The organism is Ideonella alba (assembly GCF_018069845.1).
GTDB lineage: Bacteria > Pseudomonadota > Gammaproteobacteria > Burkholderiales > Burkholderiaceae_C > Ideonella > Ideonella alba.
In genome coordinates this window covers 98404-116941 of sequence record NZ_JAGQDD010000001.1, presented here as the reverse complement: position 1 = coordinate 116941, position 18538 = coordinate 98404, and the positions used below count along the sequence as shown (strand labels likewise).

Here is an 18538-nt window from a genome sequence, read left to right as displayed (position 1 = left end):
CTGCCGTGACTATCGAGGGGAGTGATGACACTGGTGCGTGGCCGTCGGGCCCGGGTGGGCACCCTTGCGGACCATGGCCCGCCACCGAACTGTCACGAAATGAGCTGGCGCGACAAGGCCTCGGCCACGGCGTGCAGACGGCTGCGCGCGCCCAGCTTGACCATGATCCGGCGCAGGTGGTTCTTCACCGTCAGCGGGCTGATGTCGAGCTGGGCGGCGATCTCGTCGGTGCGGCGGGCCTCGCGGACAGCCTGCAGGATCTGGGTCTCGCGGGCGGTCAGTGGCGAGCTCGGCGTGGTGCTGGTCTCCGGCACTCGCGCGCCGCCGGCCAGCGCCCGCATCGCGGCCGCATGCAGGTAGGGCATCCACAGCGCCAGGCCGGCCGTCATGGCCGGGTCCTGCCGCGAGCGCGTGCAGAACACGAACAGGCTTTCCGATCGCAGGCAGGCCTGGGCGTCCACGCCATGCACCAGCAGCCGGTCAATGCCCTGCTGACGCAGCTGGGCCAGCGCCGGGGCCTCGCGCAGCTCGGCGTGGGCCGCCAGGTCGATCAGGCAGGGTTGGCGCCGCCCGCCCACCCAGGCGCGCCGCAGCGGCACCAGCCAGCGGGGGCTGGACTGCTCCAGCTGCGCCAGCAGCCGGGGTGGCAGCGGCACGCTGTGGAAGACCGTGGTCGCCTCGCTGGCGGGCAGCTGTGGCAGGTGGCAGATCACCAGCTCGTGCGGCACGAATCGGTGCAGGTGCAGCTGCAGCCAGGTGAACAGATGGCCGCGGTTGCCCACGCCCAGGGCCACCTCGGCCGTGCGGATCAGCGCGTCGCGTTCAAAGGCGGCGTAAGGCAGTTGCTGCAGCAGCACAGGCGCCAAGGCCGGGCGGCTGCAGGGCACCCGCCCTGAGCGGTGTTCAGGACGGCCCATGCTAGGTACCGGCGATGAAGCGCCGATGACGGACCGATGACAGCGCGGGGCGCCCTTGGGCTGTGCCTCACGCCGCTGGCGCGCACGATCAGCCGGGCGAGGTCGTCCGCAGGGTCTTCAAGGGTAGAACCAGCCCTCGGCGCGCTCAGCCGCTCTCGGGCACCAGCCGCCCGGGTCGCCAGCCTTGACCCAGCGCAATGATCGGGGTGGGAACAGGCACACCATGGGCCATGGCTCCCGCGACAGCAGTCCAACGATCTCTTGCGCCCCGTCTGGGCGACCGCGGCGGGGGGCTGTCCCGCGCGGGACGGGCAGGGGCCGGTCCGGGCCGTGACAGGGACAGCCGCCGGCCGCGCGCAGGCCCGCAGCCCTCCTGGGGTATGGTTCGGCTTTCGGCAGCGGGAGTATTCCAGTGGTGAAGCGCACCAAGGCATCGGCCAGTTCCCGCGCCGGTCCGGAGCCCTCCGGCGCTGCGGCGGGCTTTCCCATCGTCGGCATCGGCGCGTCGGCGGGCGGGCTGGCCGCGTTTGAGGCCTTCTTCGCGGCCATCCCCTCGGACAGCCTGCCGGGCATGGCCTTCGTGCTGGTGCAGCACCTGTCGCCCGACCACCCGAGCGTGCTGCCCGACATTCTTCGCCGCTGCACCCACCTGCCGGTGGCCGAGGCGACCGACGGTCTGGTGGTGGCCGTCAACACCGTGTATGTGATCCCGCCGGGACGGGGGCTGGAGATCCGCCATGGCACGCTGCACTTGCTGGAGCCCATCGCGGCGCGGGGCCATCGGCTGTCGATCGATGGCTTCTTCCGCTCGCTGGCGCTGGACCGCGAGGACGCCAGTGTCGGCATCGTGCTGTCGGGCACCGGCAGTGACGGGGCCCAGGGCGTGCTGGCCATCAAGGGCGCGGGCGGTCTGGTGCTGGCGCAGTCACCGCAGTCCACCGAGTTCGACGGCATGCCGCGTGCCGCCCTGGGCACCGGCGCTGTCGATCAGACGCTGGCCCCGGGCGCGATGCCCGCCTTCCTGCAGGCCTTTGCCGCCAAGGCCTACCGGCCCGCACCACCGACGGGTGAGCGCTCGCCGGAGGCCGTCAGCGGCGCCATGCACCGGGTCTTCGCCCAGCTGCGGCTGAAGACCGGCCATGACTTCAGCCACTACAAGCCCACCACGGTGCAGCGGCGTGTGCAGCGGCGCATGGCCGTGCACCAGATCGAGACCCTCGAGGCCTACGCCTCCTACCTCCAGCAGTCGGCCGACGAGGTCCAGGCCCTGTTCCGCGACCTGCTGATCGGCGTGACCCAGTTCTTCCGCGACCCCGAGGCCTTCCGGGTGCTGGAGGACACGGTCGTGCCGATGCTGCTGGCGCGGCGCCTGCCGCACCGCCCGCTGCGCGCCTGGGTGGCCGGATGCTCCAGTGGCGAGGAGGCCTACTCGATCGCGATGCTGATGCTCGAGCGGCTGGACGAGCCCGCCACGCCGCAGGTGCTGCAGGTGTTCGCCACCGACATCGACAGCCGCGCCATCGCGCTGGCCCGCGCCGGCACCTACCCGGCCAGCATCAGTGCCGACATCACGCCTGAGCGGCTGGCCCGCCATTTCACGGCCGAGGCCGGCGACGGCGGCTGGCGCGTGCGCAAGCAGCTGCGCGACTTGCTGGTCTTCTCCGAGCATGACCTGACGCGCGACCCGCCCTTCTCGAAGCTGGACCTGATCAGCTGCCGCAACCTGCTGATCTACCTCGACGGCACGCTGCAGAAGCGCCTCATCCCGCTGTTCCACTACGCGCTGCGGCCCGGCGGCATCCTGCTGCTGGGCACCTCGGAATCGATCGGCGAGTTCAACCACCTCTTCGAGGCGGTGGACCGGCGCGCCAAGGTGTACCGGCGCCTGGAGGACTACCTGGACAAACCGCGTGCGGCCCTGAGCCAGATGCTCCTGCCTGCCGCCCCCACCGAGACCCCCGAGCATCCGCCCATGCCCCTGCCCAAGACAACGCTGCGTGAACGGGCCGAGCGCGCGATTCTTCGCGAACTGCCGATCGCCGCCGCCCTGGTCAACGTCCAGGGCGACATCTTCTACCTGCACGGACGCACCGGGCAGTACCTGGAGCCCGCACCCGGCGAGGCCGGCATCAGCAACATCCTCGCGATGGCGCGCGACGGCCTGCGGCGCGATCTGTCGCTGGCCCTGACGCAGGCCGCTGCCGTCCACAGGACGGCCGTGGTGCGTGGCGTGCGGGTCAAGACCAACGGCCACCACACCAGCGTGAACCTGGCCGTCAGCGCCCTGGACGCCGACACCGATCCCGCCGGCCCCCAGCTCTACCTGGTGCTGCTGGAGGCGGCGCAACCGCAGGACGCCGAGACCCCGGCCGCGGCCGGCACCGCCCCCGATGCCGAGGCCGGCATCGACACCCGCCTGGCCGCGCTGGCCGAGTCGCTGCGCATCAGCGAGGAGAAGGTGCAGGCGCTGCACGAGGAGCTCGAGTCGTCGATCGAGGAGCTCAAGAGCTCGAACGAGGAGATGCAGTCGGTCAACGAGGAACTGCAGTCCACCAACGAGGAACTGGAGACCTCGAAGGAGGAACTCCAGTCGGTCAACGAGGAGCTGAGCACGGTCAACGCCGAGCTCGAGAACAAGGTGGCCGACCTCTCGCGCGCCAACGACGACATGAACAACCTGCTGGCCGGCACCGGCATCGCCACGGTGTTCGTCGACCACGGCCTGCGCATCCTGCGCTTCACGCCCGGTGCCAGCGAGATCATCAACCTGATCGCCGGCGACATCGGGCGCCCGGTGGGCCACCTGGCCTCCAACCTCGACGGCTACGACCAACTGGTGGCGGACACGCAATCGGTGCTGGACAGCCTGATTCCCAAGACGCTGGAGGTGCGCACGCGCGATGGCCGCTGGTACGCGATGCGCATCCAGCCCTACCGCACGATCGCCAACGTGATCGAGGGGGCGGTCATCACCTTCGTCGACATCTCGGAGTCGGTGCGGACCCGCCAGGCCCTGCGCAAGGTCAACGAGGTGCTGCGCCTGGCGGTCGTCGTGCGCGACGCCTTCGATGCCGTCACCGTGCACGACCTGGACGGTCGCACGCTGGCCTGGAACCCGGCGGCCGCGACCCTGTATGGCTGGAGCGAGGCCGAGGCCCTGGCGCTGAACGTGCGCGACCGCATCCCGCCCGAGCGCCGTGCCGAGGCGCTGGAGGAACTGCGCCGCGCCGCCGAATCCGACCTCACGCTGGCCCGGCCCACGCAGCGCCTGACCAAGGACGGCCGCACGCTGGAGGTGCTGGTCAAGGCTACGGCGCTGCAGGGCGACGACGGCCGGGTCTACGCCACGGCCACGACCGAGCGGATCCGCCCCGCCGCGCCCACCTGATGGAGGATCGTCCATGAGCGACGCCGCCCCCCCTCCGGCCGGCTTCACGGCCGAGTTGCGTGCACAGGCCCTGGCCCGCCTGGCCCGGGAGGACGCCACACGCGGCCCGCCGGACGCCGCCCCGCCTTCCGACGCCGAGCGCGAGCGCACGCTGCACGAGCTGCGCGTGCACCAGATCGAGCTGGAGCTGCAGAACGACGAGTTGCGCCGCGCCCAGCTGGATCTGGAGGCCTCGCGCCAGCGCTGGTTCGAGCTCTACGACCTCGCCCCGGTGGGCTACCTCACCGTCAGTGAAGGCGGCCTGATCCTGCAGGCCAACCTGGCGGCCGCCGAACTGCTCGGACAACCCCGCGCCGCGCTGGCCAGGCGGCGTCTGTCGGAATTCATCGAGCCGGAGGACCGTCCGCGCTACTTCGCGCTGCACTTGACGCGGCTCGACCACGCCCAGCCGCTGTCCTGCGAGCTGCGCCTGCAGGACGGCGCGACGACCCAGCGGTGGATGCAGCTCACCGCCACGGCGACCACGCCGGACGCGCTGTCCGAGCGCCAGTGGCGCGTGGTCCTGCAGGACATCACCGACCGTCGGCAGGCCCAGGCTGCCCAGGCGGCCCTGGCCGCGGCGGAGCAGGCCCACCGCAGCCGCAGCGAATTCCTGTCGCGCGTCAGCCATGAGTTCCGCACACCGCTGAACGCGATCATCGGCTTCTCGCACCTGCTGCTGCACAACGACGAGCTCGCGCTGCCGGACAAGGCGCGCCAGCAGCTGCAGCACGTCCACGACGCCGGCCAGCATCTGGTGCAGATGGTGACCGATCTGCTGGACATCTCCCGCGCCGCGGCCGGTCGGCTGGCGCTGCGCATTGACGACGTCGATGCGCTGGCGGTGCTGGGCGACGCCATCCGCGATGTCAGCGCGCAGGCGCTGGCGGCCGGCGTGACGATCACGCTCGATACGCTCGGCGTGTCCAAGGCGGGGGTGCGGGCCGATCCGACGCGCCTGCGGCAGGTCTTCCAGAACCTGCTGAGCAACGCGGTCAAGTTCAACCGCCCCGGCGGGCAGGTGGCGGTACGACTGGAGCGGCCCGGTCCCCAGTGGCAGGTGCACATCATCGATACCGGCATGGGCATGACGCCCAGCCAGCAGGCGGCGCTGTTCCAGCCCTTCAACCGGCTGGGGCGCGAATCCACGTCCATCGAAGGCACGGGCCTGGGCCTGGTCATCGCACGCGACCTGGTCCAGGAGATGGGCGGGCAGCTGACCATGCACAGCGAACCTGGTCGGGGCAGCGAGTTCACGGTGGCGCTGGTGGCCTCGAAGGGCGACCCCGACCTGATGCAACGCGCGCGTGCCGCCGCCACACCGGCCTCGAGCCCTGAGGCCATCGGGCGGGTGCTCTGTGTGGAAGACGACCCGGCCAGCCGCGAACTGATCCAGCACATCCTGGAGCGTCGCCCCGACATCGCCCTGGAGATCGTGGGCACCGGCGCCGCCGCCATCGCCGCGGCTCGGCGCGACTGGCCACGCCTGCTGCTGCTGGACCTGCGCCTGCCCGACATGCCCGGTCTGAACGTGCTGAAGGTGCTGCGCCAACTGAACCCGCACCTGCCGCTGCGCTGCCTGGTCATCTCGGTCGAGTGGGCGCCCGAGGATGTCGAGCGCTCCCACGCGGCCGGCGCGGACGGGCACCTGGCCAAGCCGGTCGATTCGGTGGCGCTGCTGTCGCTGGTCGATCGGCTGCTGACCAAGGTGCCGCCGCCCTGACCGGCGCGGGCCGCGCTCAGGCCGGGTCGGCCAGGGCCACGCGGTAGAACCACTCCGCCGAGCCATCCCGGTTGATGCCCAGCAGCGCCCCGCAGCGCTCCCAGCCCTGGCGCTCGAACAGCGTCTGCATCGGCGCACACCAGTCCTCCGTCGACGACAGCAGCCAGCGACCGCGCGCCTGCTGCTGCACCGCCTGCAGCAAGGCAGTGGCCAGACCCTGGCGGCGGGCCTCGGGGCGCACGCACAGGGACTGCAGGAAGGGCTGACCAAGCAGGCCGCGCGGCGCCCACGAGGCATAGCCGACCACCTGGTCGGTGCCGTCCAGCGCGACCAGGCAGGTGGCGGCGGCCACCTCGGCGGCGCGGTCGCCGTTGAACGCGTCGAAGGCGGCGATCGCGGCCAGGTCGCCCGGCTGCGCCCGACGGATGCGCTCCCTCCCGCCAGGCGGCGGCTCGCCATGGGTCAGTTCGTAGACATGGCTCTTCGCGCCCAGGCGGCTGACCCACACGCCCGGTGCCGGCGTCACGGGGGCATGGCGCTGCGCGTCGTCCCAGGGGCGGCCGGTGAGTTCGCCGCTCAGCGGGTCATGCATCGACCAGCCCAGCGTGGGGTGGCGGCGCAAGGTGAGCTCGGGCCGATCCTCCCGGGCGAAGGTGTCGGGGTCAAGGCGGCGAAAGCGGTAGACCAGACCATCGAGCGGGCGGCGCAGCGTGAGGCAGGCGGTGGTGGCGGCGGGATCGGTGGGCATGGCCCAGTATGCGGTGGATGACCTGACCGGGGTCAAGCCCCGCTGCGCAGCCGGCTGCGGACGGCGGCCGCCGGACCGACCAACGGCGAACCTGGGGGGATGGAAGGCACCGCGGTCGATGGACGCGGGCCCGTCGCTCTGGATAATCGACAGGTCGGTCGGCCCGCGGCGAGGGTGGGGTCGACCCATGGATGGGAGAGACTCGGGTGAACATCGACAAGCTGAGTGAACTGGTGTTGTCGCTGAACGCGGATGACGCGCTTCGGCTGCGGTTCAACAAGGACGAATGGCGGATGCTGGGCAGCTTCCTGCAGCAGCACACGCTGCGCGCGGGCGACGTGGTGATCCGCTACCAGGACATGGACCGCGCGCTGTACCTGCTGGAATCGGGCACGCTGCAGGTCTATGTGCCCGATGGCGGGCCGGTGCGCCGGCCGGTGGCCATCCTGCGCCCGGGCGCGGTGGTCGGCGAGCCCAGCCTGTTCGGCGACACGCCGCGCATGGCCCAGGTCGAGGCGATGAGCGCTGTCACGGTGTGGGCGCTCACCCGCAACCGCTTCGAGGAAATGGCGGCCCGCCAGCCCGAGCTGGCGCTGGAATTGCTGCGCGCCTGCGGCGCGGTGATGGCCGAGCGCATGCGCCTGAACCTGGAGCGCGGGCTGCCGGTGGCCTGAGGGCTTCAGCCCAGCAGCTTCTTCTCGGCCACCGCCAGCGCCTCGGGCAGGCCCGAGAGCACCAGCGTGTCGCCGGCGCGCAGCACCAGCGCGTCGTCGGGCTCGATCACCCGGCCGCCGGCCTGGCGCACCGAGGCCACATTGACTTCCAGCACCGCCAGCGCCTGATCGCCCAGCGTGCTGCCCAGGCACTTCGCGCCGGGCGGCAGCGTCACGCTGTGCAGGCGGGCCTGCTGCAGCTCTTCCACGGTGTCGTCGTCGGCGCCGTGGAAGTAGCCGCGCAGCAGGCCGTAGCGCGCATCGCGGGCGTCGCGCGTCAGGCGGATCACGCGGCGCATCGGCACGCCCACCAGGGCCAGCGCGTGGCTGGCCAGCATCAGCGAGCCTTCGATGGCCTCGGGCACCACCCCGGTGGCGCCGGCCTCGCGCAGTTTCTCGAGGTCGCTGTCGTCGATCGTGCGCACCACCACCGGCACCTTGGGCGCGTGGGTGCCCACCAGGTGCAGGATCTTCAGCGCCGACGGGGTGTCGGGGTAGGTCACCACCACCGCGGCGGCGCGCGCCAGGCCGGCGGCCATCAGGCTCTGCAGGCGCGCGGCGTCGCCGAAGACCACGCTCTGGCCGGCGGCGGCGGCCTGGCGCACGCGGTCGGGGTCGAGGTCCAGCGCCATGTAGGGGATCTGCTCCAGCGCCAGCATGCGCGCCAGGTTCTGGCCGCTGCGGCCGTAGCCGCAGATGATCACGTGGCTCTCGGTGCGGATGGACTTCTTGGCGATGGTGGTCAGCGCCACCGACTGCATCAGCCAGTCGTTGGCCGACAGGCGCATCACGATGCGGTCGCTCTGCAGGATGACCAGCGGCGTGGCCAGCATCGACAGCACCATGGCCGCCAGCACCGGGCTTTGCCATTGCGCGGCGATCAGCTGCTGCTCGGCGCCCAGCGTCAGCAGCACGAAGCCGAACTCGCCGGCCTGCGCCAGGTACAGGCCGGTGCGGATGGCCACGCCCGGCGCCGAGCCGAAGCCGCGCGCCAGCAGCGCCACCAGCACCGCCTTGGCCAGCACCGGGCCCAGCGTCAGCAGCAGCACCAGCAGCCACTGGTCGGCCACCGGGCGCCAGTCGAGCTTCATGCCGATGGTGATGAAGAACAGGCCCAGCAGCACGTCGTGGAAGGGCCGGATGTCGGTCTCCACCTGGTGCTTGTATTCGGTCTCGGCCACCAGCATGCCGGCGACGAACGCGCCCAGTGCCAGGCTCAGGCCGGCGTGCTCGGTCAGCCAGGACAGGCCCAGCGTGACCAGCAGCAGGTTCAGCACGAAGAGCTCCTCGCTCTTGCGCCGCGCCACCAGGGTCAGCCACCAGCGCATCACGCGCTGGCCGCCCACCAGCAGCAGCGTCAGCAGCACGGCGGCCTTGAGCACCGCCAGGCCCATCGCACGCGCCATGTCCTGGCCGCTGTCGCCCAGCGCCGGGATCAGCACCAGCAGCGGCACCACCGCCAGATCCTGGAACAGCAGCACGCCCATCACGCGCTTGCCGTGCTCGCTCTCCAGCTCCAGCCGCTCGGCCATCATCTTCACGACGATGGCGGTGGACGACATCGCCACCGCGCTGCCCAGCACCAGCGCGCCCGGCCAGTCCAGCTCCCAGGCCACGCCGACCATCGCGAAGCCCCCCGCCAGCAACAGGTTGCCGACCAGCGCGCCCAGCATGGTCAGCGCCACCTGCGACAGGCCCAGGCCGAAGACCAGCTTGCGCATGCTGCGCAGCTTGGGCAGGTTGAATTCCAGCCCGATGACGAACATCAGGAAGACCACGCCGAATTCGGCCAGGTACTTCACGCCGGCCGAATCGCGGGCCAGCGCCAGCGCATTGGGCCCGATCAGCACGCCCACCGCCAGGTAGCCCAGCATCGGCGGCAGCCGCAGGCTGCGGCAGGCCACCACGCCGGCCACCGCGGCGATCAGGTAGAGCAGGACGACTTCGAGGGTGGTGGCCATCGGCGGAGTGGGGCGGGCGTTCGGTGGCGACAGGGGTCACGCCTAGAATCCGCCCCATTGTCGCCCGGAGCCCGTGCCGTCTTGGACTCAGCCACTGCATTCAGTCACACCCGCGCGCTTGAGCTGGCGCGCCAGACCTTCGACATCGAGGCGCAGGCGCTGCGCGAGGTGCGCGACAGCCTGGGCGAGGCCTTCACTGCCGCCGTCGGCGCGATGCTGTCCACCCGCGGCCGCGTGGTCGTGATGGGCATGGGCAAGAGCGGGCACGTGGGCCGCAAGATCGCCGCCACGCTGGCCTCCACAGGCACCCCGGCCTTTTTCGTCCACCCCGGCGAGGCCAGCCACGGCGACCTGGGCATGGTGCAGCCCGGCGACGTGGTGCTGGCCATCTCCAACTCGGGCGAGAGCGACGAGATCAACGCCGTGCTGCCCGCGCTGCGCCGGCTGGACGTGACCCTGGTGGGCATGACCGGCAAGCCGCAGTCCACGCTGGCGCGCCACGCCGACATCGCGCTGCTGTGCGCCGTGGGCCAGGAGGCCTGCCCGCTGAACCTGGCGCCCACCGCCAGCACCACCGCGCAGATGGCGCTGGGCGATGCGCTGGCCGTGGCGCTGCTGGATGCCCGGGGCTTTCGCGAACGCGATTTCGCGCAGTCGCACCCCGGCGGCTCGCTGGGCCGCAAGCTGCTGATGCATGTGCGCGACCTGATGCGCAGCGGCGAGGCCGTGCCGCGCGTCGCGCCCGGCGCCAGCTTCTCGGAGCTGGTGCACGAGATGACCCGCAAGGGCCTGGGCGCCACCGCGGTGGTCGACGGCCCGCAGCTGCTGGGCATCTTCACCGACGGCGACCTGCGCCGCCTGATCGAGACCGGCGCCGACCTGCGCGCCCTCAAGGCCACCGAGGTGATGCACGCCAACCCGCGGCGCGTGCGCGCCGATGCGCTGGCGGTGGACGCCGCCGCGCTGATGGAGCAGCACCGCGTGAACTGCCTGCTGGTGGTGGACGACGACGACGCACTGGTGGGTGCGATCAACACCAACGACCTGCTGCGCGCGAAAGTCATCTGATGTCCCCGGCGCTCAATTTTCCCGCCGAGCTGCTGCTCCAGGCCCAAGGCCCGAACCTGGGCATGAAGGCGGCGATCTTCGATGTCGATGGCGTGCTCACCGACGGCCGGCTCTACATCGGCGAGAGCGGCGAGCCCTTCAAGGCCTTCAGCACGCTGGACGGCCATGGCCTGAAGCTGCTGGCGCGCGCCGGCATCACGCCGCTGGTGATCACCGGCCGCGACTCGCCGGCGGTGCGCCGCCGCGTGGCCGACCTGGGGCTGACGCACGCCGTCTTCGGCGCCGAGGACAAGCTGGCCGCCGCCGCGCCGCTGCTGGCGGCGCTGGGCGTCGACTGGCCCGAGGTGGCCGCGATCGGCGACGACTGGCCCGACCTGCCGCTGCTGACCCGCGCCGGCTTCGCCTGCGCGCCGGCCAACGCCCACGTCGAGGTGCAGGCGGTGGCCCACCACATCACGGCGCGCAGGGGCGGTGACGGCGCCGCGCGCGAGTTCTGCGACCTGCTGCTGATGGCGGCCGGCCACTACGCACGGCTGCTCGACGGCCACCTGGCCACACTGGACGGGCGTTGAAGCCGGTCAGCGCCGAACTCCACCTGCCCGACCTGCCCGAGGTGCCGGTGGTGATCGGCCCCGAGCCGGTGGCGGCCCGGCCGGTGCAGCTGCCCTGGACCGAACGCCTGCGCCAGGCCCTGCTCAACTACCTGCCGCTGGCGCTGATGGTGCTGGCGGCCCTGCTCAGCTGGTGGCTGGTGCGCAGCACGCCGCGCCCCGACAGCACCACCGCGCCGGGCGCCGTGCGGCACCTGGCCGATTACCAGCTCGAGCGCTTCCATCTGCAGCGCTACGACGCCGAGGGCCGGCCCACCGTGCGGCTGGAGGGCGACAAGCTGCGCCACTACCCCGACACCGACCAGCACGAGATCGACGCGGTGCGCCTGTGGCTGACCGGCACCGACGGCCGCCAGACCGAGGCCACGGCGCGCCAGGCCGTGGTCGACGGCGACGGCAACCGGGTGCGCCTGGCCGGCGATGTGCAGGTGCGCTCGCAGGCCGGCGACGAGGTGCCGCTGTGGTTCGAGGGCCAGCAGCTGCTGGTGCTGGTGCCCGAGCGCCAGTTGCGCACCGATCAGCCGGTGAAGGTGCGCCAGGGCCACAGCGAGTTCACCGCCGCCGCACTGGTCTTTGACGAGACCCGCCGCACGCTGGAACTGCAGGGCCGGCTGCGGGCGACGCTGACGCCGGACAAGGGTGCCCGTCGATGAGCACGACGGCCCCGCTGGTCTTCATCACCGGTGCCTCCAGCGGCATCGGCCAGGCCCTGGCGGCGCGCTACGCCGCCGCCGGCTGGCGCCTGGCCCTGGTGGCCCGGCGCACCGAGGCGATCGCCGCCTGGGCGTCGGCCGCGGGCCTGCCCGCCGAGCGCTGGCAGGCCTATGCGGCCGATGTGCAGGACGTGGACAGCATCGTCGGCGCCGGCCAGCGCTGTCTGGCCAGCCAGGGCCTGCCCGCGGTGGTGATCGCCAATGCCGGCATCAGCGTGGGCATGGACACCGCCGAGCGCGCCGACCTGGACGTGATGCGCGAGACCCTGGCCACCAACAACCTGGGCCTGGCCGCCACCTTCCACCCCTTCCTGGCCCCGATGCGCGCGGCCGGCCAGGGCACGCTGGTGGGCGTCGCCAGCGTGGCCGCGATCCGCGGTCTGCCGGGCCACGGCGCCTACTGCGCCAGCAAGGCCGGCGTGGTCGCCTACTGCGAGAGCCTGCGCGGCGAGTGCCGCGGCAGCGGTGTGCGGGTGGTGACGCTGGTGCCGGGCTACATCGCCACGCCGCTGACCGCCGGCAACACCTACCCGATGCCCTTCCTGATGGCGCCCGAGGTGTTTGCCGAGCGCGCCTTCCAGGCGATCGCCGCCGGTGACAGCTACCGTGTCATTCCGTGGCAGATGGGCGTGGTCGCCAAGCTGCTGCGGCTGCTGCCCAACCCGCTGTTCGACCGCCTGCTGGCCGGGCGCGGGCGCAAGAAGCGGCGCGTGCCTTGAACGCCTCCGCTCGGGCGGTGCCCCGGGCGGCGCAGTGCACAGGCAGCCGACACGGCGCCCGTGGCGCGATCGGGCCCTGAAACGACAAAGGCACGGCGGTTGCCGTGCCTTCATCAGGGGGTGCGGGGCGCGTGCCCCGCCGTCGATCAGTAGCCGTAGCCGCCGTCGCCGCCACGGCCACCGCCGTAGCCGCCACGGCCACCGCCGCCGCCACCACCGCCGTAGCCGCCACGGCCACCGCCGCCGCCGCCACCGCCGTAGGGGCTGCGACCGCCGCCGCCGCCACCACCGTAGGGGCTGCGGCCACCGCCGCCGCCACCACCGCCGTAGCCACCGCCGCCGCCGCCACCACCGTAGCCGCCACCGCCGCCGCCGCTGCGGAAGCCGCCCGGACGCTCTTCACGGGGACGGGCTTCGTTGACGACGATCGAGCGGCCTTCCAGCGGCTGACCGTTCATGCCGTTGATCGCGGCCTGGGCTTCGGCATCCGAGCCCATTTCAACGAAACCAAAGCCCTTGGAGCGGCCGGTTTCGCGGTCCATCATGACCTTCGCAGAGGTCACCGAACCAAAGGCGGCAAAGGCTTGTTGCAGCGCGTCATCACGCACGCTGTAGGCCAGGTTGCCAACGTAAAGCTTGTTTCCCATGGGGGAAGCTCCTCAACTAACGCACAAGACCATGTGGAGCTTCAACCCAGCGTGAACCATCAAGCGAAGGTGCCGCGTCCAGACACAGCAGACAGCAGTGTCCGCGGGAGTCCGCGGCCTGCGCGGGCATTATGAGCACAGATCGGCGCGTGACGTAAAGCACGTTTGTCTCGGAGTGTTGCGTTTTGGCCCACGAGAATAGGGGGATGTCGCGCCCCCGCATCGCCAGCCTCGTGCCCAGCCTGACCGAGCTGGTCTGCGCGCTGGGCCTGCGCCAGGCGCTGGTGGCCCGCACCGGCTTCTGCATCCACCCCACCGACCTGGCCGAAGTGCCCAAGGTCGGAGGCACCAAGGATGTGCGTCTGGAGCGCCTGCGGGCCCTGCGGCCCACCCACGTGCTGGTGAATGTGGACGAGAACCGCCTGGAGACCGTGCAGGCGCTGCGCGCCTTCGTCCCCGAGGTCGTGGTCACCCACCCCTGCGCGCCCGAGGACAACCTGGCCCTGTACGCCCAGTTCGCCCAGGTCTTTGGCGACCAGCCCGGCGTGCACGCCGCCGCCGCGCAGCTGAGCCTGGCGCTGCAGGCCGAGCTGGACGCCACGCCCCCCGGCCGCCACCCGCCCGAGCCGGTCTGGGTGCCGATCTGGCGCGAGCCCTGGATGACGGTGTCGCGCGACACCTACATCTCGCGCCTGCTCGCCCGCGTCGGCTGGCAGACGCTGCCCGACCAGCTCGGCGGCCCCAGCGGCGCCGCGCGCTACCCGGTGATGACCGGCACCGAGCCCTGGCTCGCCTCGGTGCGCCACGTGCTGCTGCCCAGCGAGCCCTACCGCTTCGACGCGCACCACGTGGCCGAGGTCCAGGCGCTGTGCCCGCAGGCGCGTGTGCGCCTGGTCGATGGCGAATGGCTCAGCTGGTACGGCCCGCGCGCCGCGGCGGCCCTGCGGGCGCTGCGCGCCTTGCGTGAAAGCCCCTGAGGGCACGCCGCCCGGCGCGGCCACAATCGCGCCATGGACCTGCTCAAGCCGCTGATCGCGCTGCTGGCGATCGTCAACCCGATCGGCGTGGTGCCCTTCTTCATCCACTTCACCCAGGCGATGGACCGCACCCAGCGCCGCCGCACCATCCAGGTCAGCGCCACCACCGCCTTCGCGGTGATCGCCATCAGCGGCCTGGCCGGGCTGAAGATCATCGAGTTCTTCGGCATCTCGATCGCCTCGTTCCAGGTGGGCGGCGGGCTGCTGCTGCTGGTCTCGTCGATCCACATGCTCAACGCCCAGCCGGCGGAAGGGCGCAAGGACGACGTGGATGAGGGCCAGGCCAAGGCCGACGCCGGCGCCTCGATCGCCGTGGTGCCGCTGACCGTGCCGCTGCTCACCGGCCCGGCCACCATCTCCACCATGGTCATCTACGCCGAGAAGACCCGCACCTTCTGGGAGCACGCGGTGCTGGTGGGCTACGGCGTGGTGATCGGCCTGGCCACCTTCATCGTCTTCTCGGCCTCGGGCCGCATCGCCAAGGTGCTGGGTTCCACCGGCATCAACGTGATGACCCGGCTGATGGGCCTGATCCTGGCCGCGATGGCGGTGGAGCTGCTGGCCGACGGCCTGGTCAAGCTGTTCCCGATCCTGGCGGCGCACGTGCCGAACTGATGGATCTGCCGCGCATCCTGCTGCTCGAGGACGACCCGGCGATCGCCGACACCGTAGTCTTCGCGCTGCGGCGCGAGGGCTTCGCGGTGGAACACCACCTGCTGTGCCGCGCCGCCGACGAGGCCGCGCGCCGCCACCCGCCCGACGCCGCGGTGCTGGATGTCGGCCTGCCCGACGGCAGCGGCCTGGCGCTGTGCCAGCGCTGGCGCAGCGATGCCCGGCTGGGCGCGCTGCCGGTGATGATGCTGACCGCCCGCGCCGAGGAGATCGACCGCGTGGTGGCGCTGGAGACCGGCGCCGACGACTACCTGACCAAGCCCTTCAGCCCGCGCGAGCTGGTGGCCCGCCTGCGCGCGCTGCTTCGCCGCAGCCGAGGGGTGGCAGCGGCGCCCGCCGGTCTGGTGCTCGACCGCCCCGCCCAGCGCGTGCTGTTCGGCGGCGAGCCGCTGCCGCTGACCCGCCTGGAGTACGGCCTGATGGCCGCGCTGCTGCAGGCGCCGGGCCGCATCCGTTCACGCGAGGCGTTGCTGGCCGAGGTCTGGGGACAGGCCAGCGAGGCCAACGACCGCACCGTCGACACCCACATCAAGACCCTGCGTGCCAAGCTGCGCGCCTGCCGCGCCGATCTGGACCCGATCGTCACCCACCGCGGCATGGGCTACGCGCTGGAGTGGCCGCGCGGCCCGGCCGCGGACGAAGGCGGCCGATGAGGCTGGGCCTGCGCCTGCTGTTCGCCTTCCTGCTGATCACCGGGCTGGCGAGCCTGCTGGTCATGCGGGTCTTCCTGGTCGAGGTCAAGCCCAGCGTGCGCGAGGTCATGGAGGACGTGCTGGTCGACAGCGCCAACCTGCTGGCCGAGGCCGCGGCCGACGACCTGGCCGCCATGCCGCCCGGCGGCGACCTGCGCGACAGCGCCTTCGCCCGCTCGGTGCACGACTACGCCCGGCGCCCGGTGCAGGCGCAGATCTGGGGCCTGCACAAGCGCAGCCTGGATTTCCGCATCTATGTGACCGATGCGCAGGGCCGGGTGGTGTTCGACTCGGGCACGCCGTCGATGGTGGGGGCCGACTACTCGCGCTGGCGCGACGTGGCCCGCACGCTGAAAGGCGAATACGGCGCGCGCACCACCCGCGACAGCCCCGACGATGAGCTCAGCACCGTGATGCATGTGGCCGCACCGGTGCAGCGCGACGGCCGTCTGCTGGGCGTGCTCACCGTGGCCAAGCCCAATGCCACGGTGCAGCCCTTCATCGATCGCGCCGAGCGCAAGATTCTGCAGGCCGGTACGCTGCTGATCGGCGTGTCGGCGCTGGTGGGCCTGGCGGTCACCTTCTGGACCGTGCGCTCGGTGCGCCAGCTGCGCGACTACGCCCGCCACGTGGGCGACCCCGCCGACGACGCTGGCGCCCGCCTGCGCCCACCCGCGCTGCCGGGCGAGCTGGGCGAACTGGCCGGTGCGATGGACGCGATGCGCCAGCGCCTGGCCGGCCGCGCCCGGCTGGAGAACGACGTGCGCGCGCTGACCCACGAGCTCAAGGCGCCGATGGCCGCCATCCGCGGCGCCGCCGAGCTGCTGCGCGACGATCTGCCGGCGGCCGACCGCCAGCACTTCGCCGGCCAGATCGAGGACCAGGTGCGCCGCCAGCAGGACCTGGTCGACCGCCTGCTGATGCTGTCCACGCTGCAGGGCCTGGAGGCGCCCGCTCGCACCGAGCCGGTGGACCTGACCGCCCTGAGCGAGCAGGTGACCCAGCGCCTGGCGCCGGCGCTGGCGCAGCGCCGCCTGCACCTGGTGTGGCAGCGCCGTGAGCCGCTGCCACTGCGCGGCGACGCCCCCGCGCTGGAGCTGGCGCTGTCCAACCTGCTGCTCAATGCGCTGCAACACGCGCCCGAGGGCAGCGTGCTGACGCTGGACGCCCACCGCGACGGCGACACCCTGGCCTGGTCGCTGCGCGACGAGGGACCGGGCGTGCCCGACTTCGCGCTGCCGCAGCTGGGCCAGCGCTTCTTCTCGACGCCCAACCCGGTGGATGGCCGCAAGGGCAGCGGCCTGGGCCTGGCGATCGTGGCCCAGGTGGTGGCGCTGCACGGCGGCCAGTGGCAGGCCGAGGCGGCCTCGCCCGGGCTGCGCGTGCGCCTGCGCCTGCCGGCGGCTTCACACTGACTTCACACAGCCCATCGTCGCCTCACGCAGGGCGCCGATGCTGGACGCCTGTCCCCACAAGCGAGAGGCGTTCCCCATGAAGAAGATCCTGTCGTCCACCCTGGCCTGGGTGCTGGCGGTGTTCTGCGCGCTGGCGCTGCTGCTGTCGAGCATCGAAGGCCTGGTCAGCGAGCGCTCGGCCCGACAGGCCGAGGCGGTGCGCAGCGTGCAGCAGGCCTCAGCCGCCAACCAGCACCTGATCGGCCCGATGCTCGAGCGCCAGTGCACCGAGCGCTGGGAGGCGCTGCGCGGCGAAGGGCGCGAGCGCACGAGCGTGGCCGAATCACGCCTGATCGTGCAGCGCTGGCCCGCCGAGCAGCTGGTGGCCAGCACCCAGCTGGCGATGGAGCCACGCTACCGCGGCCTCTACAAGGTCAACGCCTACCTGTCGCGCTGGACGCTGCAGGCCCGCTGGCCGCAGGGCTTGCCGGCCGCGCCCGCCGCGCTGCATGCCGACGGCCAGGTGCAGTGCGAAGCCCCGCGGGTGTGGATCGCGCTGCACGATGTGCGCGGCGTGCGGCGCGCCACGCTGCAGGCGGGCGGGCAGGCGCTGACGGTCAGCGGCGGCACCGGCCACCCGGCTTACACCCAGGGCCTGCAGGCCACGCTGGCCGCCCCGAAGCCCGGCGAGGCGCTGCAGCTGGACGCCGAGCTGGAGCTGGTGGGCAGCAGCGATCTGGCCCTGGTGCCGGCCGCAGCCGATGTGCAGTGGACGCTGAACGCCGACTGGCCGCATCCCTCCTTCGGCGGCCAGTTCCTGCCGGTGCAGCGCACGGTGCGCGACAGCGGCTTCGAGGCCACCTGGCGCGTCAGCCAGCTGGCCTCGGGGGCCACCGCGGCGCTGCTCAAGGACGCGCCGGTCTGCGGTGCTGATGGCGACGCCAGCCGCGGCTGCCTGGAGACGCTCGCGGTGTCGCTGATCGACCCGGTCAACCCGTATGTGATGAGCGACCGCGCGGTGCGCTACGGCCTGCTCTTCGTGGCACTGGCCTTCACCGGTCTGGGCCTGTGCGAGCTGCTGTCGCGCCAGCGGCGGCCGGTGCACCCGGTTCAGTACGCGCTGGTGGGTCTGGCGCTGGCCACCTTCTTCCTGCTGCTGCTGAGCCTGTCCGAGCACCTGCCCTTCGGCTGGGCCTACGCCGCCTCGGGCCTGGCCTGCCTGGGCGTGATGTCGGGCTATGTCAGCACGGTGCTGGGCGGCTGGCGCGGTGGCCTGGTGTTTGGCGGCGCGGGGGCCTTCACGCTGGGCCTGCTGTACTGGCTGCTGATGCGCGAGCAGACCGCGCTGGCCATCGGCTCGGTGGCGGCGCTGGCCGTGCTGGCTGCGGTGATGTGGCTGACGCGGCGCATCGACTGGTTCGCCCTGGCGCGTCCGGAGGCCCCGAGCGCCTGATCGGGTTTGCCGGCGGGCCCGGCGCCCGCCGCTGCGTCTACAG

Annotated in this window: 16 protein-coding genes; 12 read left to right on the top strand and 4 right to left on the bottom strand. The window is 72.3% G+C overall.

Annotated features, from left to right (window positions below; translation table 11 throughout):
• Positions 1-92: 92 nt before the first annotated feature.
• On the bottom strand, positions 93-917 hold the full coding sequence (locus tag KAK03_RS00485) for a LuxR C-terminal-related transcriptional regulator (protein ID WP_210851055.1): 825 nt from the start codon (positions 915-917) through the stop codon (positions 93-95).
• A 415-nt stretch (positions 918-1332) separates the two neighbouring features.
• On the opposite strand from KAK03_RS00485, the gene KAK03_RS00480 reads away from it, so the two are divergent.
• Both KAK03_RS00480 and KAK03_RS00475 read left to right on the top strand, forming a co-directional pair.
• Positions 1333-4305 carry a chemotaxis protein CheB gene (locus KAK03_RS00480; protein ID WP_210851054.1) on the top strand — a complete coding sequence of 991 codons (2973 nt, stop codon included), beginning with the start codon at positions 1333-1335 and terminating at the stop codon, positions 4303-4305.
• Positions 4306-4318: 13 nt separating this feature from the next.
• Positions 4319-6067, top strand: coding sequence for an ATP-binding protein (locus KAK03_RS00475; RefSeq protein ID WP_210851053.1), 1749 nt, complete (start codon positions 4319-4321; stop codon positions 6065-6067).
• A 16-nt stretch (positions 6068-6083) separates the two neighbouring features.
• Here the strand turns inward: KAK03_RS00475 and KAK03_RS00470 are convergent, their stop codons facing one another.
• Positions 6084-6815: a GNAT family N-acetyltransferase gene (locus KAK03_RS00470; RefSeq protein ID WP_210851052.1), complete on the bottom strand. Its 732-nt coding sequence runs from the start codon at positions 6813-6815 to the stop codon at positions 6084-6086.
• Positions 6816-7021: 206 nt separating this feature from the next.
• Between KAK03_RS00470 and KAK03_RS00465 the strand changes: the two genes are divergently transcribed.
• The gene (locus KAK03_RS00465) at positions 7022-7489 is read left to right on the top strand and encodes a cyclic nucleotide-binding domain-containing protein (RefSeq protein WP_210851051.1); all 468 of its coding nucleotides are present in this window, start codon (positions 7022-7024) and stop codon (positions 7487-7489) included.
• Positions 7490-7494: 5 nt separating this feature from the next.
• Here KAK03_RS00465 and KAK03_RS00460 read toward each other — a convergent pair whose 3' ends face one another.
• Positions 7495-9489: a cation:proton antiporter domain-containing protein gene (locus KAK03_RS00460; RefSeq protein ID WP_210851050.1), complete on the bottom strand. Its 1995-nt coding sequence runs from the start codon at positions 9487-9489 to the stop codon at positions 7495-7497.
• Between the two features lie 81 nt (positions 9490-9570).
• Between KAK03_RS00460 and KAK03_RS00455 the strand changes: the two genes are divergently transcribed.
• From KAK03_RS00455 to KAK03_RS00440, 4 genes are read left to right on the top strand one after another with little or no spacing between them, the layout of a single operon-like run.
• Entirely contained in the window at positions 9571-10557 is a 987-nt protein-coding gene (locus KAK03_RS00455) for a KpsF/GutQ family sugar-phosphate isomerase (protein ID WP_247660852.1), read from the top strand.
• Positions 10557-11129: a KdsC family phosphatase gene (locus tag KAK03_RS00450; protein ID WP_210851049.1), complete on the top strand. Its 573-nt coding sequence runs from the start codon at positions 10557-10559 to the stop codon at positions 11127-11129. The genes KAK03_RS00455 and KAK03_RS00450 overlap by 1 nt, the downstream gene beginning before the upstream one ends.
• On the top strand, positions 11126-11821 hold the full coding sequence (gene lptC, locus KAK03_RS00445) for an LPS export ABC transporter periplasmic protein LptC (RefSeq protein ID WP_210851048.1): 696 nt from the start codon (positions 11126-11128) through the stop codon (positions 11819-11821). Before KAK03_RS00450 ends, lptC begins: the two co-directional genes overlap by 4 nt.
• A complete protein-coding gene (locus tag KAK03_RS00440) occupies positions 11818-12600 on the top strand; it encodes an SDR family oxidoreductase (protein ID WP_210851047.1) in 783 nt (260 codons plus the stop codon). Before lptC ends, KAK03_RS00440 begins: the two co-directional genes overlap by 4 nt.
• Before the next feature lie 146 nt (positions 12601-12746).
• Here the strand turns inward: KAK03_RS00440 and rbp are convergent, their stop codons facing one another.
• The gene (gene rbp / locus KAK03_RS00435; protein WP_210851046.1) at positions 12747-13247 is read right to left on the bottom strand and encodes an RNA-binding regulator; all 501 of its coding nucleotides are present in this window, start codon (positions 13245-13247) and stop codon (positions 12747-12749) included.
• 206 nt (positions 13248-13453) lie between these two features.
• On the opposite strand from rbp, the gene KAK03_RS00430 reads away from it, so the two are divergent.
• The 5 genes from KAK03_RS00430 (at position 13454) to creD (ending at position 18495) form a co-directional block, all read left to right on the top strand.
• Positions 13454-14224: a helical backbone metal receptor gene (locus tag KAK03_RS00430; RefSeq protein ID WP_210851045.1), complete on the top strand. Its 771-nt coding sequence runs from the start codon at positions 13454-13456 to the stop codon at positions 14222-14224.
• 33 nt (positions 14225-14257) lie between these two features.
• Positions 14258-14899 (top strand): MarC family protein, encoded by a 642-nt coding sequence (locus KAK03_RS00425; protein ID WP_210802498.1) that lies wholly within the window; start codon positions 14258-14260, stop codon positions 14897-14899.
• A complete protein-coding gene (gene creB, locus KAK03_RS00420) occupies positions 14899-15609 on the top strand; it encodes a two-component system response regulator CreB (protein ID WP_210851044.1) in 711 nt (236 codons plus the stop codon). The genes KAK03_RS00425 and creB overlap by 1 nt, the downstream gene beginning before the upstream one ends.
• A complete protein-coding gene (gene creC, locus KAK03_RS00415; RefSeq protein ID WP_210851043.1) occupies positions 15606-17063 on the top strand; it encodes a two-component system sensor histidine kinase CreC in 1458 nt (485 codons plus the stop codon). Before creB ends, creC begins: the two co-directional genes overlap by 4 nt.
• 76 nt (positions 17064-17139) lie before the next feature.
• Positions 17140-18495 (top strand): cell envelope integrity protein CreD, encoded by a 1356-nt coding sequence (gene creD, locus KAK03_RS00410; RefSeq protein WP_247660851.1) that lies wholly within the window; start codon positions 17140-17142, stop codon positions 18493-18495.
• Positions 18496-18538 lie beyond the last annotated feature (43 nt).